The organism is Streptosporangium sp. NPDC004631 (assembly GCF_053601935.1).
Genome location: NZ_JBSGCR010000008.1, coordinates 196,242 through 211,037 on the forward strand (window position 1 = coordinate 196,242; position 14,796 = coordinate 211,037).

Annotated in this window: 17 protein-coding genes and 2 tRNA genes; 6 read left to right on the plus strand and 13 right to left on the minus strand. The window is 71.2% G+C overall.

Going from position 1 to position 14,796, the window contains the following annotated elements:
- The first annotated feature begins 13 nt into the window (after positions 1-13).
- Both ACWEF2_RS11445 and ACWEF2_RS11450 read left to right on the plus strand, forming a co-directional pair.
- Positions 14-613: a hypothetical protein gene (locus tag ACWEF2_RS11445; protein WP_453814203.1), complete on the plus strand. Its 600-nt coding sequence runs from the start codon at positions 14-16 to the stop codon at positions 611-613.
- Positions 614-769: 156 nt separating this feature from the next.
- A complete protein-coding gene (locus ACWEF2_RS11450; protein WP_453814205.1) occupies positions 770-1,591 on the plus strand; it encodes a MerR family transcriptional regulator in 822 nt (273 codons plus the stop codon).
- Positions 1,592-1,838: 247 nt separating this feature from the next.
- Here ACWEF2_RS11450 and ACWEF2_RS11455 read toward each other — a convergent pair whose 3' ends face one another.
- Positions 1,839-2,765, minus strand: coding sequence for a diacylglycerol/lipid kinase family protein (locus ACWEF2_RS11455; RefSeq protein ID WP_453814207.1), 927 nt, complete (start codon positions 2,763-2,765; stop codon positions 1,839-1,841).
- A gap of 159 nt (positions 2,766-2,924) precedes the next feature.
- Entirely contained in the window at positions 2,925-3,731 is an 807-nt protein-coding gene (locus tag ACWEF2_RS11460; RefSeq protein ID WP_453814209.1) for a TetR/AcrR family transcriptional regulator, read from the minus strand.
- 47 nt (positions 3,732-3,778) lie between these two features.
- Between ACWEF2_RS11460 and ACWEF2_RS11465 the strand changes: the two genes are divergently transcribed.
- Positions 3,779-5,407: an ATP-binding cassette domain-containing protein gene (locus tag ACWEF2_RS11465; RefSeq protein WP_453814211.1), complete on the plus strand. Its 1,629-nt coding sequence runs from the start codon at positions 3,779-3,781 to the stop codon at positions 5,405-5,407.
- A gap of 137 nt (positions 5,408-5,544) precedes the next feature.
- Here the strand turns inward: ACWEF2_RS11465 and ACWEF2_RS11470 are convergent.
- The 6 genes from ACWEF2_RS11470 to ACWEF2_RS11495 form a co-directional block, all read right to left on the minus strand.
- A tRNA-Ala gene (locus ACWEF2_RS11470) sits at positions 5,545-5,617 on the minus strand.
- Between the two features lie 102 nt (positions 5,618-5,719).
- Positions 5,720-6,562, minus strand: coding sequence for a metal-dependent hydrolase (locus ACWEF2_RS11475; RefSeq protein WP_453814213.1), 843 nt, complete (start codon positions 6,560-6,562; stop codon positions 5,720-5,722).
- A 91-nt stretch (positions 6,563-6,653) separates the two neighbouring features.
- Complete coding sequence (locus ACWEF2_RS11480) at positions 6,654-7,886, minus strand: CynX/NimT family MFS transporter (RefSeq protein WP_453814215.1); 1,233 nt, start codon at positions 7,884-7,886, stop codon at positions 6,654-6,656.
- A 179-nt stretch (positions 7,887-8,065) separates the two neighbouring features.
- Positions 8,066-8,761, minus strand: coding sequence for an SRPBCC family protein (locus ACWEF2_RS11485; protein WP_453814217.1), 696 nt, complete (start codon positions 8,759-8,761; stop codon positions 8,066-8,068).
- A gap of 56 nt (positions 8,762-8,817) precedes the next feature.
- Positions 8,818-9,213, minus strand: coding sequence for a hypothetical protein (locus tag ACWEF2_RS11490; RefSeq protein WP_453814219.1), 396 nt, complete (start codon positions 9,211-9,213; stop codon positions 8,818-8,820).
- Positions 9,210-9,572 (minus strand): hypothetical protein, encoded by a 363-nt coding sequence (locus ACWEF2_RS11495; protein WP_453814221.1) that lies wholly within the window; start codon positions 9,570-9,572, stop codon positions 9,210-9,212. The genes ACWEF2_RS11490 and ACWEF2_RS11495 overlap by 4 nt, the downstream gene beginning before the upstream one ends.
- An 86-nt stretch (positions 9,573-9,658) precedes the next feature.
- Between ACWEF2_RS11495 and ACWEF2_RS11500 the strand changes: the two genes are divergently transcribed.
- The gene (locus ACWEF2_RS11500) at positions 9,659-10,168 is read left to right on the plus strand and encodes a DUF523 domain-containing protein (RefSeq protein WP_453814223.1); all 510 of its coding nucleotides are present in this window, start codon (positions 9,659-9,661) and stop codon (positions 10,166-10,168) included.
- On the opposite strand, the gene ACWEF2_RS11505 is transcribed toward ACWEF2_RS11500, so the two are convergent.
- Entirely contained in the window at positions 10,153-10,542 is a 390-nt protein-coding gene (locus tag ACWEF2_RS11505; protein WP_453814225.1) for a hypothetical protein, read from the minus strand. The two genes, ACWEF2_RS11500 and ACWEF2_RS11505, sit on opposite strands and share 16 nt — an antisense overlap.
- A gap of 71 nt (positions 10,543-10,613) precedes the next feature.
- On the opposite strand from ACWEF2_RS11505, the gene ACWEF2_RS11510 reads away from it, so the two are divergent.
- Positions 10,614-11,291: a response regulator transcription factor gene (locus tag ACWEF2_RS11510; protein ID WP_453814227.1), complete on the plus strand. Its 678-nt coding sequence runs from the start codon at positions 10,614-10,616 to the stop codon at positions 11,289-11,291.
- Positions 11,288-12,643, plus strand: a complete 1,356-nt coding sequence (locus ACWEF2_RS11515; protein WP_453814229.1) for a sensor histidine kinase — start codon at positions 11,288-11,290, stop codon at positions 12,641-12,643. The genes ACWEF2_RS11510 and ACWEF2_RS11515 overlap by 4 nt, the downstream gene beginning before the upstream one ends.
- A 104-nt stretch (positions 12,644-12,747) precedes the next feature.
- Here the strand turns inward: ACWEF2_RS11515 and ACWEF2_RS11520 are convergent.
- The 4 genes from ACWEF2_RS11520 to nadD all read right to left on the minus strand — a co-directional run bounded on the left by ACWEF2_RS11520 (position 12,748) and on the right by nadD (position 14,750).
- Positions 12,748-12,820: transfer RNA gene (locus ACWEF2_RS11520), tRNA-Ala, on the minus strand.
- A 125-nt stretch (positions 12,821-12,945) separates the two neighbouring features.
- Complete coding sequence (locus ACWEF2_RS11525) at positions 12,946-13,578, minus strand: histidine phosphatase family protein (RefSeq protein ID WP_453814231.1); 633 nt, start codon at positions 13,576-13,578, stop codon at positions 12,946-12,948.
- On the minus strand, positions 13,575-13,982 hold the full coding sequence (rsfS, locus tag ACWEF2_RS11530) for a ribosome silencing factor (RefSeq protein WP_355596056.1): 408 nt from the start codon (positions 13,980-13,982) through the stop codon (positions 13,575-13,577). The genes ACWEF2_RS11525 and rsfS overlap by 4 nt, the downstream gene beginning before the upstream one ends.
- Positions 13,983-14,081: 99 nt before the next feature.
- On the minus strand, positions 14,082-14,750 hold the full coding sequence (nadD, locus tag ACWEF2_RS11535; protein WP_453814234.1) for a nicotinate-nucleotide adenylyltransferase: 669 nt from the start codon (positions 14,748-14,750) through the stop codon (positions 14,082-14,084).
- Positions 14,751-14,796 lie beyond the last annotated feature (46 nt).

Consider the following 14,796-nt stretch of genomic DNA (forward strand, 5'->3'; position numbering starts at 1 on the left):
CGGGAAGTGCCCGGTGGATCTGACGTCCGTACTGATCCTGGCCGGACTCGGCGCCTTCCACGGCCTGAATCCGGCCATGGGCTGGCTTTTCGCGGTCGCCCTCGGCCTGCAGGAACGCTCCCGTGCCGCGGTGCTGCGCGCGCTGCCTCCCATCGTGCTCGGGCACGCCGGTTCGGTGCTGATCACGCTCGGCCTGGTCTCCGCGGCCCGCGTGGCCACCCCGCCCAAGCTCGTCTCCTACGGCGTGGCGATCCTGGTGTGCGGGTTCGGGGTATGGCGGATCATCCGGCGACGCCATCCCCGCTGGGTGGGCATGAAGGTGACCTGGTGGCAGCTGGCCGGTTGGTCGTTCCTGATGGCCACCGCGCACGGCGCCGGTCTGATGGTGCTGCCGATCACCCTGCGCGGCGGGCACGGCGCGGCCGTACTGGCCTCGCAGAGCCTGCTGGCGACCGCGATCCACACCCTGGCCATGCTCTCGACGATCACGATCCTGGCCATGGTCGTCTACGAGCGGCTGGGCGTCGCGGTGCTCCGCAAGGCGTGGTTCAACCTCGACCTCGCCTGGGCGGTCGCCCTCATCGGCGCCGGAGCCTTCGCCGCCCTCAGCTGAACCGCCCGGCGGACAGCCGACCCGGCCCGGCGGGCGTCCGCCCGCCGGAACAGCGGGGACGGGCCGAGCCCCAGGGCATCGGCCCGTCCGAGACGTTGAGACCCGGAACACCGGGTTGACTCTGACACCATGTGAGCCCCTAAACCTGGAAGCGTCATGTTCAGCATCGGAGACTTCGCCCAGCTCGGCCGCGTGTCGGTGCGCATGCTGCGCCACTACGACGCACTCGGGCTGTTGCAGCCCGCCCGCGTCGACCCGGCCAGCGGCTACCGCTTCTACCAGGCGAGCCAGCTCCAGCGGCTCAACCGCGTCATCGCGCTGAAGGATCTCGGCTTCACCCTGCAACAGGTGCGGTCGATCCTCGACGAGAAGGTGACCACGGTCGAGTTGCAGGGGATGGTACGGCTACGCCGCGCGGAGCTGGAGGAGCGGATCGCGGCGGACAGAGCGCGGCTGCTCCGGGTCGAGGCGAGGCTCCGGACGATCGAGAAGGAGGGGCACATGAGCGTCGAAGAGGTCGTCCTCAAACGGATCCCACCGGTTCACCTGGCCGAGATCACCGCCATCGCGGCGAGTTACGAGGGCGAGGACATCGGACCGGTCATCCAACCTCTGTACGGCGAGCTGTTCCGGCGGCTCGACCTCGCCGGGGTGGCACCGTCGGGGTACGGCATCGCCTACTACGAACCGGACGCGGACGGCAGGGTGATCGTGCACGCCGGGGTGGAGGTGACCGCGGAACCACGCGAGGACCACGACTTCGCGATCGTGGACCTGCCGGCGGTCGAGACAGCCGCCACGATCATCCACCGGGGTTCGATGGACGGGGTCGGCACCACGTTCCAGACGCTGGCCCACTGGATCGACGAGCACGGTTACCGCAGCCTCGGGCTGGGCCGCGAGGTCAGCATCGAGTGCCCGTGCGACGATCAGGACAAATGGATCACGGAGCTCCAGATCACCGTCACGACCGCCTGATCGACCGTACGGGCCGGGAGGGCGCGTGGGCCCTTGAGTGCCGTGCGGGCCGTAGGGTGCGCGCGGGCCGTGGAGGGCGTTAGGCCCAGAGAGTGCCTTTTCGCGGCCCGCGCGCCGTTCCGTCCGTTTCGGCCGATCAGCCCCGCCCCGCCCCGCGACCATTCCGACAGATCCAGCCGATCAGCCCCGCCCCGCGGCCGATCCGACCGATCCGGTCAGCTCGGCCGATCCGGCCCGCCTCCCCTGCTCACTCGGCCGGTTCTTCGCCTGGCTCGGCCGACGCGGGGACGCGGACGGTGATGCCGCCGGGCACGACCTTCGCCTTGAGCCTGGTGACGCTCTCCTTGGCACCGCCGTCCAACTCGTAGGTCATCGGGGCGCCCAGCCTGACGTGGACCTTGCGCGCCCGGGTCATCCTGACGAACGGGGACTCCTCCGACCGCCCCGAGCTCATCCGGCCGAGCATCCGTGCCCACTGGATGGGCCCCTTCGCCGTGGTCACACCGATCTCCAGCCACCCGTCGTCGGGGCGCGCGTCGTCGAACGCCTCGATGCCGCCGGTGATGGTGCCGACGTTGCCCAGCAGCAGGCAGCTCGCCTCCCCCTCGAACCAGGTCACCCCGTCGAGCTTGACCTCCATCCGCACCAGCTCCCCGCGGACGTGCCGCAGGCCGGTCCAGACGTAGGCGATCCGGCCGAGCCTGTCCTTCAGCCCCCGGTCGGCATCCTTGATCATCTCGGCGTCGAAACCGACTCCGGCCATGACGGCGAAGTGTTCACCGTTGACCTTGCCCAGGTCCAGCTTCCTGCTCTCCCCGTGAAAGGCGATCCGCACGGCCTCGGGAAGATCCTCCGGGATGCCGAGGTTGCCCGCGAAAAGGTTGGCCGTACCGGCCGGGATGATGCCCACGGTCACGCCGGAGCCGGCGAGCGCGTCCACGCAGCGCTGCACCATGCCGTCCCCGCCCCACACCAGGACCAGTTCGGCCCCCTCCTTGAGCGCCTTGCGCGCCTGCTTCGGGGCCTTCTTGCTCTTGGGGACCTCGTACCAGAGCAGCCTGTCCACCTCTTGGTCGGCGAGGAGCCTGCGCAGCTCGTCCAGCCCGCCGCCGAGTGACTTCCTCCGGTGGGCGATCACCGCCACCGTGCCGACCGCCTGCCTGTGACGCAGCATGGGGAACCCTTCCGTTGGCGCCGTCTTGGGTGCTCGCCCACGGCTGCCCCGCGGCACCGGCCGCAAACGCCGGACCGCCCCGTACCCCGGAGCCGTCAGGCGCCGCTCCGCCCCGAGAAGGACCGGCTCTCCTGCGTCCGGCCCTGGCGGGCTGAGTGGCTACCGCCGGTCTCGGATCGAGTCCCGACCAGGGGCGTCCTCAGTGGCGATACCTGTCTCAATACCGTCGAGAAGCCAGGTGAGGCCGAGGGCGAAGCCGGTGTCCCAGTCGTCGTCCGCGACAGCGGGACCGTGGGCCGCGAGGGTGGGGTAGCGCTCCCGGGTGGCGTGCAGATGCTCCCGGGCGGCCTGCCGTACCGCCTGCTCCGCGCTGGTCAGCCAGGTGGTCTGCATCAGCGCGGAACCGATGACGTAGTTGGACAGCCCGTACGCCGCGGCGGTGAGGCGGGACTCGGTGACCCCGGCGTCCAGGAGGGTGGCGTACAGGAACTCGCTGCGGGCCAGCACGTTGGGGCCCAGCATCGGACGGCCCAGCAGCGCCGCCGACCAGGAATGTCTCAGGAGGACGGCGCGCCATCCGTTGATCAACGTGGTGATGTCGGTACGCCACCCCTGACCGCTCTCTCGCGGGATCTCGACCTCTGCGAAGATCGTGTCGAGGGCGAGGTCAAGGACGTCGTCCTTGGTCTTCACGTGCCAGTACAACGTGGTGGAGCCGGTACCGAGCCTTTCGGCGAGCCGCCGCATGGTCAGCCGGTCGGCGCCCTCCTCGTCCAAGAGTGCCACCGCCTCCTCGACGATTCGGTCCCGGCTGAGCGGCGGCGCGTCACGCCCAGCCCGCGCGGATGGCCGCAGCCACACGCCTCCCGCCGCTCCTGGGCGTCCTGCTCCCGATCCTGCCTTGCTCGTGTCCACGGGGATGAGTCTAGTATGGTGATCGAGCACCGGATCATTGGTCCAGTGCATAGAACATCGATCCGGAGACTGGATCCGAGCAGAGTCGAGGAGCGGCGGTGGCGGGGCATGTCGAGGTGGACCGGCTGACCTACGTGCTGCCGGACGGGCGGCTACTTCTTCACGAGGTGTCGTTCCGCGTCGGCGACGGGGTCAAAGCCGCCCTGGTGGGACCAAACGGCGCGGGCAAGACCACCCTGCTGCGGCTGATCGCTGGAGATTCACAGCCGGACGACGGTCGCGTGGCCTCCTCCGGAGGGCTGGGAGTGATGCGGCAGTTCATCGGCAGCGTTCGTGACGGCCGGACTCTGCACGATCTGCTGCTGTCGGTGGCGCCGGACCGGATCCGCGCCGCCGCCGCGACCCTGGCGCGGGCGGAGACGGCGATGAACGCTCACGACGACGAGACGACGCAGCTGGCCTACGCGCAGGCGATCGCCGACTACGCCGACGCCGGCGGTTACGACATGGAGGTCGTCTGGGACACCTGCACCACCGCCGCCCTGGGCCTGCCCTGCGACACGGTCCGCGACCGTCCGGTGACCACCCTGTCGGGAGGCGAGCAGAAACGACTTGTCCTGGAGGCCCTGCTACGCGGCCCGGACGAGGTCCTGCTGCTGGACGAGCCCGACAACTACCTGGACGTGCCCGGCAAGCAGTGGCTGGAGACCCGGCTACAGGCCACGACCAAGACCGTGCTGCTGGTCTCTCACGACCGGCGGCTGCTGGCAGGCGCCGCCGACCGCATCGTGACGGTGGAGTCGCGTGGCGTCTGGGTCCACGGCGGAGGCTTCGCCACTTACGCCCAGGGCCGCCAGGACCGCGTCGCCCGGCTGGAGGAACGCCGCCGTCGATGGAACGAGGAACACGCCAGGCTCAAGCGGCTGGTGCGCACCCTGCGGCAGACCGCCGCCGGCAACGACGCGGTGGCGTCGGCCTACCGGGCCGCACGCACCAGGCTGAGCCGCTTCGAGGAGGCCGGCCCACCCGAACGCCCGCCCAAGGAGCAGAACGTGCGGATCCGGCTGCGCGGCGGCCGCACCGGCAAGCGCGCCGTCGTCTGCGAGAACCTGGAGCTCACCGGTCTGATGCGGCCGTTCGACACCGAGATCTGGTACGGCGAGCGCATCGGGGTGCTCGGTTCGAACGGCTCGGGCAAGTCCCACTTCCTTCAACTGCTGGAGCAGGCCGCGGACGGCGCGGTACCCGCGGTGCCGCACAGCGGCTCGGTGCGGCTGGGTGCGCGGGTCGTGCCCGGTCGCTTCGTGCAGACCCACGCCCGGCCGGACCTGCACGGCCGCACTCCGGCAGACCTGATCACGACCGGTCACGCGCTCACTCTGAACGAGGCGATGGCCGCTCTGGCCCGCTACGAGCTCGCCCCCGCCGCGAACCAGCGGTTCGAGACCCTGTCCGGCGGCCAGCAGGCCCGGCTGCAGATCCTGCTGCTGGAGCTGTCCGGCGCGACCCTGCTGCTGCTCGACGAGCCCACCGACAACCTGGACCTGGCCGGCGCCGAGGCCTTGCAACAGGGCCTGGCCGCCTTCTCGGGCACCGTGCTGGCCGTCACCCACGACCGCTGGTTCACCACCGACCTCGACCGCTTTCTGATCTTCGGTGCCGACGGGACCGTCTACGAGAGCGCCGAGGCGGTCTGGCACGAGGGCCGGGTCGAGCGCGCGCGCTGAAGCCGCAGGCCGCTTCTTCAGGGCCGCCTCCCACACGGGGAGAGGGCCGCCGACGGAAAACGACGAGATCCCGCCGATCGAGGCGATCGGCGGGATCTCGTCAACTTCCCCCAGGCCGTCTTGAGAACGGCCCCGAGTGGAGCTATGGGGATTCGAACCCCAGACCTCCTCCATGCCATGGAGGCGCGCTACCAGCTGCGCCATAGCCCCTTGCGACGCAGATGAAATCTTAGCCGACTCCGGACACCCCGCGCGCCATCCCCGTGGAGACGGGGGGCGGCGGCGGGCGGGGCCGGCGGTGGCCGGAGCCCGCTATCCGACGACGGTGTGCATGATCAGCTCGGTGCCGTCGGCGGACAGCTCCAGGGTCGCGGCGACCGAGCCGAGTTGGCCGGTGCGCGACAGGTGCGTGCCGCCGCACGGGATGGCGACCTCACCGCCCGGCAGGCCGCAGTGCCAGGTACGGCGGGCGGTCAGCTCGGGGCCGGGACTGTCGATCCGGACCGGGGCGTCGGCCGCGATCCACTCCTTGAGCCGGTCGTCGACCCCCCGAGTGATCTCCGGCAGGTCCTCGGCCAGCCCCTCGACGGTGAACCCCCTGCGGCGCAGGGACTTGCCCAGGCGGTAGGCGTCCCGGCTGCCGTCGGGCAGGATCCGCGAGGAGGTGATGGCCGTCTGGTCGAAGTCGGGGTGGCCCAGCCCGTCGACGGGGACCTCCTTGCGCCACCGGCCGGCCAGTGCCGCGTTGAGCGCGAGCGCGGTGAGGTGGCAGGCGGTGTGCCCGGCCGACAGCGCGCGGCGCCGCCGTTCGTCCACCACCAGCTCGACCTCCCCTGCCGGTACCGGCTCGTCGGTGACGTGGACGACCAGCCAGCTCCAGCCGGGGGTGCCCCTGCGCACCGGGATGTCCTCGCCGAGGTGCACGGTCGGCCCGCCGTCCGCCACGGCCCCGGTCACGCAGTCGACCACGGCGATCCCGCCGATCGTGCCCAGGTCCGCGGGCTGGTCCGGCCAGGTGTGGTCGAGCGGATGGAACGGGGTCTCGGCCACGATCGTCCCGTACCGGCCCCCCACCGGCACGGTCCCCACGACCGCCGAACGTCCCCGCACCTCACCCGCCGGATAGCCGACCAATGTCGATCCACCGATTCGCATCCCCTCATCATGCCAGTACCGGCCTGCGCCGCCCCCGAGGAGACGCAGGCCGTACCGGTGCGGAGGCCTCAGATGAGTGCCGGGCGGAATGTCAGGCGGTGAGGACCCGCTCGTCCTCCAGATAGCGGGAGCGCCCGGCGTACCAGCCGGTCGCCAGCTGCACCGCGACCACGGCGAACAGCAGCAGGAACGGCAGCGTCCAGCCGCCGGTCGACTCGTGCATCACACCGACGACCAGGGGTCCGGCACCCGCGATGAGATATCCGGTGCTCTGCCCGAAGGCGGACAGCGCCGCGGTGGCCTCCGGGGTGCGGGTGCGCAGGGCGAGCATGGTCAGCGCGAGCGGGAAGGAGCCCATCGCGACGCCGACCAGGGCGGCGAACAGCCATGCCGGGCCCGCGGGGGCGAGCCAGAGGCCGAGGAAGCCGACCGTGTAGAAGAGCACGAACGTCACCACCACGGGCCGCTGGTCGGAGAACTTCGACGCGAGCCATGGCACGATCATCGAGACCGGGATGCCGATCGCGGTGAAGACGCCCAGCACCAGTCCGGCCTGCCCCGCGGTGTAACCGCCGTCGATGAGGATCTTGGGCAGGAAGCCGAACATGATGTAGGCGACCATGCTCTGCGTGCCGAAGTAGGCGGCGACCGCCCAGGCGAGCCTGCTCCGGACCAGGACCCGGGGCCCGAGGCCGTTGACGCCCGTGTCCCGCTCCGGCTCGCTGCGCGACAGCGCGAGCCACGGAATGGCGGCGACGGCGGCCAGCGCCGCCCACACCCCGAGGGCGACGTGCCAGTTTCCCTCGGTGGCCCGCTGGATCGGCACGGTCGCGGCGGCGGCGAGCATCGTGCCGACCGCGAGGGCCGTGGTGTAGACGGTTGTCATGGTCCCGGCCCGGCCCGGGAAGTGACGCTTGATCAGGGTGGGGATGAGCACGTTGCCCACCGCGCCACCGGACAGCGCCAGGGCGCTGCTGAACAGGAACACCTCGGCCGAGCCGACCATCGCGCGGATGAGCAGGCCGGTGCCGAGGGTGAGCAGGGCGAGCAGCAGCAGCCGGTGCTCACCCACCTTCCTGGCCAGCGCGGGCGTCACCGCGCCGACCGACGCGAAGATGAGCACGGGCAGTGTGGTGAGCAGCCCGACCCCGACCCCGGACATGCCCAGGCCGGACGAGATCTGGTCGAGGACCGGCCCCACGCTGGTGACCGCGGTGCGCAGGTTCATTGCGGCGAGGATGATTCCCAGCACGAGCAACCAGGCCAGAGATCCGGTCGTTCCACCGGTGCGGCCCCGTGTCGTCCCCTGGGTTAGCACGCTCATGCGGGGGTCAGTCCTCCTCAGTTGATTCGCCCAATCATAGGATGATTGGCAGACCCAACTGTAACAGAACCAAAACGCCGCTTTGTTCCTTACCAAGGGGCCTGACAACGCGGAAACCGGGCCACGCCCCTCCCGCAGGGCGTGACCCGGATCTTTCCGCCTTTACCCGGCCGCGAGCGTCAGATGCGCGGCCCAGGGGGCGTCGGCGGCTCCTCACCGGGCCGTCGGCCGGCCGACGGCAGCGGACCGCTGCCGGGAGGGGCCAGCGGGGACTCCGGCGGATAGTCCTGGCCCACGGTACGCGGGGGCGCCGGCTCACCGTAGCCGTAGCCGTAGCCCGCGCCGCCGAGGGGCCGGTCACCCGGAATCACGTCCTCCGCGCCACCCGTGCCCGGCCCGGCAACGCCCGTCCCCCTGTCCTGGGGGGCCGGCACCTCCCCGCGCCAGCCGCCGGTCTCGCCGCCCCGCGCCTCGATGAAGGTCTTGAAACGCTCCAGGTCCCCGCGGATCCGCAGGCGGACGATCTGCAACCAGTCACCGACGGTCTCCACGAAACCCTCCGGGTCGTACTCCATCTGGAGGGTGACCCGTGCGGTGTCCGAGGTGAGGCGGTGGAAGGTCACCACACCGGCCTGGTGCGGCCGGTTCACGGACTTCCAGGCCACCCGCTCGTCGGGGTGCTGCTCGGTGATCTCGGCTTCGAACTCACGGTGAACCCCCGCGATCTCGACCACCCACGCCGTACGGGTGTCGCTCAGCTGCTTGACCGACTCGACGCCTTCCATGAACTCGGGAAAGCTCTCGAACTGGGTCCACTGGTTGTACGCGGTCCGAATCGGAACGTTCACCTCGACGGACTGTTCGATCGTGCTCACAACTCTGCCTCCCTCTTGTGGGTTCGAGAGGCAGACCTGCCCGAGAGCGGCGGGCCCTAACTGCCGCCGCGCTGTTTTCGCGACAGAAGCCAGTACAGGCCGAGAACCGGCAGGACGAGCGGGATGAACACGTAGCCGCTGCCGTAACCCGACCAGACGGTGGCCCTGGGGAACGCCTCGGGATCCAGCATGCTCAGCGTGCCGACGACGAGGACCCCGGCCAGCTCGATGCCGCAGGCGGCCAGCGCCGGCCGCCGGCTCCCTCTGGCCAGCGCCACGGTCAGCACGATGTAGACCGCCGAGGCGAAGGCCGACAGCAGGTAGGCCAGCGGAGCCTGGTCGAAGCGCGTCGCGATCTGCACGGCCGCGCGCGCCCCCGCGGCCAGCGCGAACACCCCGTAGACCGCGACCAGCGCGCGGCCGGGCCCGGTACCGATCGCCGGTTCGCTCACGCCGTCCCCTGCCAGAGCTGCAGCAGCCGCCCGATCATCACGCAGACCGCGAACCCCGCCACCACGATCACCGCGGGTCCCCAGCGCGAGCGCTCACCGAGCCCCCAGAACGCCGCGACCGGTGGAATCACCGCGGTGCCCGCGAGATAGCCGACGACGGTGGCCGTCTCGCCGGGCCCCTCGCCCCGGATCACCCCGGCGATCGCGAACCCCGCCTGGACCAGCAGTCCGACCTCCAGCACCCCGAGCAGGACGAGCAGGACGGTCCCCATGGGCCGGTCGCGCACGGTGGTCACGATGCCGGACACCACGACCACCAGCGACAGCACGATCAGGCCGGTCGCGAGCGGGCCGATCATCGCGACATCACAGCGGCGGGAACCATGACCAGTAGGGTACTGCCCGGCCCCCTCCCCCTCGTCCCCGCGGCGCATACCCTGGGCGGATGGAGAGAATCCTGGTCAGCGCCTGCCTGATGGGGCGGAAGGTCCGTTACGACGGAGCCGCCAAGACCAGCGGCGACGCGTTGCTGGCCGCCTGGCGGCGGGAGGGACGACTGGTACCGCACTGCCCCGAGGTCGAGGGCGGACTGCCCGTGCCGCGCCCGGCCGCCGAGATCGAGGGGGGCGCCGGGGGCGCGGCAGTGCTCGCGGGGGGCGCCCGGGTGCTCACGACCGAGGGCGCCGACGTCACCGGGGCATTCCTCGCCGGGGCCCGATCGGCGCTCGCCGCCGTCCGGTCCGCGGGCATCAGGGTGGCGATCCTGAAGGAGGGCAGCCCCTCCTGCGGCGTCCTGACCGTCTACGACGGCACCTTCCAAGGTCACCGCGTACCCGGCGGCGGCGTCACCACCGCCCTGCTCGAACTGCACGGCGTCTCGGTGTTCACCGAGCACCAGATCCCCGCGGCCGCCGTACGGCTGCGCGAGCTCACCCGGGCTCACGGGGACCCCTGAGCCGACCGGGGAACGGCGGTGCCGAACGGCTGGGGGTCCGGAGTGGTGAAGACCTTCGGCCGTACCGGTTCCCCGGCGTTCCACGACGGGGAACCGATGACCCGCGGCCGGCGCCCGTCGCGGGCGGGCGCGGGTGAGACGGTGGAGGCCCTGGGGGTGCGCCCGCGGGGCGGGGGTGAGACACTGGGCCGCGCGGGGACGACCCTGGGACCGCTCGGCAGTTCCGAGGGGTGCGGCGTGGCCGTCACCCGGGTGAGCGCGACGCCAAGGGGCTCGATCCTCGCGTCGTCGAAGACCTGACTCCGGAGCACGTCACGGACACCGAACCAGGTGATCGAGCTCGCCAGAACCGTGGCTCCACACCACACTGCCATTAACCCAAGCGTTTGCCGCATGGGGTGAATTATTACCTCATGTGCCTCTTTGTTCACTACGGTTATGTCACATGGCGACGGTTCTCGTGGTGGAAGACGACGAGTACGTGCGCTCCGCGATCATCCAGGAACTGAGCAGGCGCCGACACGCCGTGCGCAGCGCGGGGCGGGCCCTCGACGCGTTACGGGAGATCACCCAGAATCCCCCCGACGCGGTGATCCTCGATCTCGGCCTGCCCGACCTGGACGGGTCCGAGGCGCTGAAGATGGTCCGCAGCGTCTCCAGCGTCCCCGTCATCGTGGCCACGGCCAGGGACGACGAGACGGAGATCGTCCGCCTGCTGGAGGCGGGCGCGGACGACTACCTGGTCAAGCCCTTCTCCGGCGACCACCTGAACGCCAGGCTGGACGCCGTACTGCGCCGCGCCCGGACCACGGCCCGGCCCTCGACCCTGCGCGTCGGCGCGCTCGCGGTGGACCTCAACCGGCGCGAGGCCGTCCTGAACGGCACACCGCTCACCCTGACCAGGCGGGAGTTCGACCTGCTGGCCTATCTCGCCGCCCGCGCCGACCGGGTCGTCTCCCGCAGGGAACTGCTCACCGAGGTGTGGCAGCAGTCCTACGGCGACGACCAGACCATCGACGTCCACCTGTCGTGGCTGCGGCGCAAGCTCGGCGAGAGCGCGTCCGCCCCCCGCTACCTGCACACCGTGCGCGGCGTCGGCGTCATGCTGATCACACCGTCGTGAGACGGACCCTGGCGCTGCTCGCCCTCGCCGGCGCCTCGATGATCGCCCTGGCCTTTCTGATCCCGCTCGGGCTCATCGTCCGGGAGATCGCGCACGGCCGGGCGCTGTCCGAGGCCGAACGGCAGGCGTCGGCGCTGGTCCCCGTGCTGGCCATCACCGTGAATCCGGCCAGGCTGACCCACGCGGTGGCCAGCACCGGCGCGCGGGACCGGATCGCGATCCACCTGCCGGGCGGCGGCTCGGTGGGCGCACTCCGGGCACCGGCGGAGACCGTGTCCGCCGCCTCCCGGCTGACCCGGGCGGTGACCACCGAGACGGACGGCGGCTACCTGCTGTTGCGCCCGGTCGCCCTGGAGGGCGGCCGGACCGCGACCATCGAGATCCTGGTGCCCTCCGGGGACCTCACCCGGGACGTCGCCACGTCGTGGGCGGTGCTGGCCGGAGTCGCGGTGGTGCTGGTCGCCGGCTCGGTGCTGGTCGCCGACCGGCTGGGGGTGCGGGTGGTGCGCTCGGCCCGCCACCTGGGCCGGGCGGCCGTCTCCCTGGGCGCCGGTGACTTCAGCGTCCGGGTCGAACCCGAGGGGCCGCCGGAGCTGGCCGCGGCCGGGGACGCGTTCAACGCCATGGCCGACCGGATGGTGAAACTGCTCGCCGCCGAGCGGGAGATGGCCGCCGACCTGTCACACCGGCTGCGCACACCGCTCACCGCGCTCCGGCTCAGCCTGGACCACCTGGGCCCGGGGGCCGAGCAGAGCCGCCGGGCCCTGAGCCGACTGGAGTCGGAGGTGGACCAGATCATCGCGGCGGCCCGGCAGCCGTCCCGCGCGCCGGAGGCGGTCCACTGCGACGCCGCCCACCTGCTGCGCGAGCGGCTGACCTTCTGGTCGGCCCTGGCCGACGACCAGCGGCGCCGGTGGGAACTGATCGGCGCGTCGGAACCGGCCGGAGTCCCGGTCACGGCCGCCGAACTGGGAGCCGTGGTGGACGCGCTGCTCGGCAACGTCTTCCGGCACACCCCCGAGGGAACGGCGTTCACGGTGACCCTGCACCGGGGCTCCGGCACGGTCGGCATACTGATCGCCGACGCGGGGCCCGGCATCGCCGACCCCGAGGCGGCGCTGCGGCGCGGGGCCAGCGGGTCGGGGTCCACCGGGCTCGGCCTGGACATCGCCCGCCGGCTCGCCGAGACCGCCGGGGGCACGCTGCGGATCGGTGTCTCCGCCCTCGGCGGCGCCGGGGTGCAACTGTGGTTGCGGACCGACCGGCGCGACCGCACCCCGCGCGCGGCCCGGCGCCTGACCGGCGCCCGCTGGTTCCGCCGGAGACGGCCGGACCACGACGAACAGCGGTGATCCGAAAGCCCCGGAGAGCGGCGGAGGGCGGCCGGATCCGGGGATGTCCCCGGATCCGGCCGCCCTCCGGCGACCTGTTCCACACGGTGGGCGCGGAACGACGGTGGAGCTATGGGGATTCGAACCCCAGACCTCCTCCATGCCATGGAGGCGCGCTACCAGCTGCGCCATAGCCCCTGGTCACCGCTCCGAGTCCTCTCGTCGCGGCGCTTCGGAAGCATACAAGGACAGCCGCGCGATCACCTAATCGACGGCCGTACGGCTCGCACCCCATCATTCCGGGCGCAAGCCGTGTCCTCCGGTCACGGCTGGGTGGCCTCGGGACTGTCGTCGCTCTGGATCGGCTCGGGCAGTGTCCCGGCGTTGTGCTCAAGCAGGCGCCACCCCCTGCGCCCCTCCTCCAGCACCGACCACGAGCAGTTTCCCAGGCCGCCGAGAGCGGACCAGAGCTCCTCGGGCAGGCCCAGGAGCCTGGCGATGCCGAGCCGGATCGCCGCCCCGTGTGAGGCGACCACCAGCAGGCCGTCGGGGTCGAGTTCGGCGGCCCACCGCCGGATCGACGACGACACCCTTTCGGCGACGTCAAAGACGTGCTCGCCGCCGGGGGCGTCCCAGGCCGCGTACTCCAGGGGCCAGCCCGCGGAGATCTCCTGACGGGTGAGGCCCTCCCACTCGCCGCCGCCGCGCTCACGCAGGTCCTTGTCCACCGCCACGTCGAGACCGGCGAGGCGGCCCAGGGCCGAGGCGGTGTCGAAGGCCCTCCGGAGGTCGGAGGAGACGATCATGCTGGGGCGGAGGGAGGCGAGCAGCGAGGCGGCGCGGGCCGCCTGCGCGATGCCGGTCTCGTCCAGCGAGATGTCGCTGTGGCCCTGGAAGCGGTGCTCGGCGTTCCACAGTGTCTGGCCATGTCTCAGGCAGACGACACGACGACTCACTCAGTTACCGCCTGGCGGGCGCGCTGGGAGGTGACCTGTGTGACGCTGTCGGGCAGGGCGATGGAGGGGCAGTCCTTCCACAGGCGCTCCAGGGCGTAGAAGGTGCGGTCCTCCTCGTGCTGCACGTGCACGACGATGTCGATGTAGTCCAGCAGGACCCAACGGCCCTCACGCTCGCCCTCCCGGCGGACGGGCTTGGCGTGGGCCTCGATCCGCAGCCTCTCCTCGATCTCGTCGACGATGGCGCGGACCTGACGGTCGTTGGTGGCGGAGCAGAGCACGAAGGCGTCGGTGATGACGAGCTGGTCGCTCACGTCATAGGCGAGGATGTCATCGGCCAGCTTGTCCGCCGCGGCCTCGGCTGCGAGTCTGACGAGCTGAACGGATCTGTCGGTTGCGGTCACGGTGTGAGTCAGTCCTCCGGTAATCGGCGCTGTCACCTACCAGGGTGCCCGATCGGATGCCCGTTGAAGAGCATCGGGGGTACGCCATAGGTACAACACCTATCGTGTGCCACCCGATTCCGAGCCGCAAACGGATCGGCGGTCCGGTGAGGGGCGCACGTGGCGGTAGAGGCCGCGCTTGTTGATGTACTGAACAATACCGTCGGGAACGAGATACCAGATGGGCTGCCCCGAGGCCACCCGCTCCCGGCATTCGGAGGACGAGATGGCCAGCGCGGGGATCTCCAGCAGGCTCACCCTGCCCTCGGGCAGTCCCGGGTCGTGCAGGGTGTGGCCGGGGCGGGTGGCTCCGACGAAGTGCGCGATGGTAAACAACTCGTCGACATCGCGCCAGCTCAGGATCTGGGCGAGGGCGTCGGCGCCGGTGATGAAGTACAGCTCGACGTCCGGCCCCCAGGCCGCGGAGATCTCACGCAGGGTGTCGATGGTGAAGGTCGGCCCCGGCCGGTCTATGTCCACCCGGCTCACCGAGAAACGCGGGTTGGACGCGGTCGCGATGACCGTCATCAGATAGCGGTCCTCCGGCGCGGAAACCGTCTTGTCGGCCTTCTGCCAGGGGCGTCCGGTCGGCACGAAGACCACCTCGTCGAGGTTGAAGTGGTGCGCGACCTCACTGGCTGCGACCAGGTGACCGTGGTGGATCGGGTCGAAGGTGCCGCCCATGACGCCCAGACGTCGCTTGCCGTCACCGGTAGCCGCGTTCATCATGGAACGGACCATACGCGTAAGCGGTACGCGGCTTTTAATCACCCCC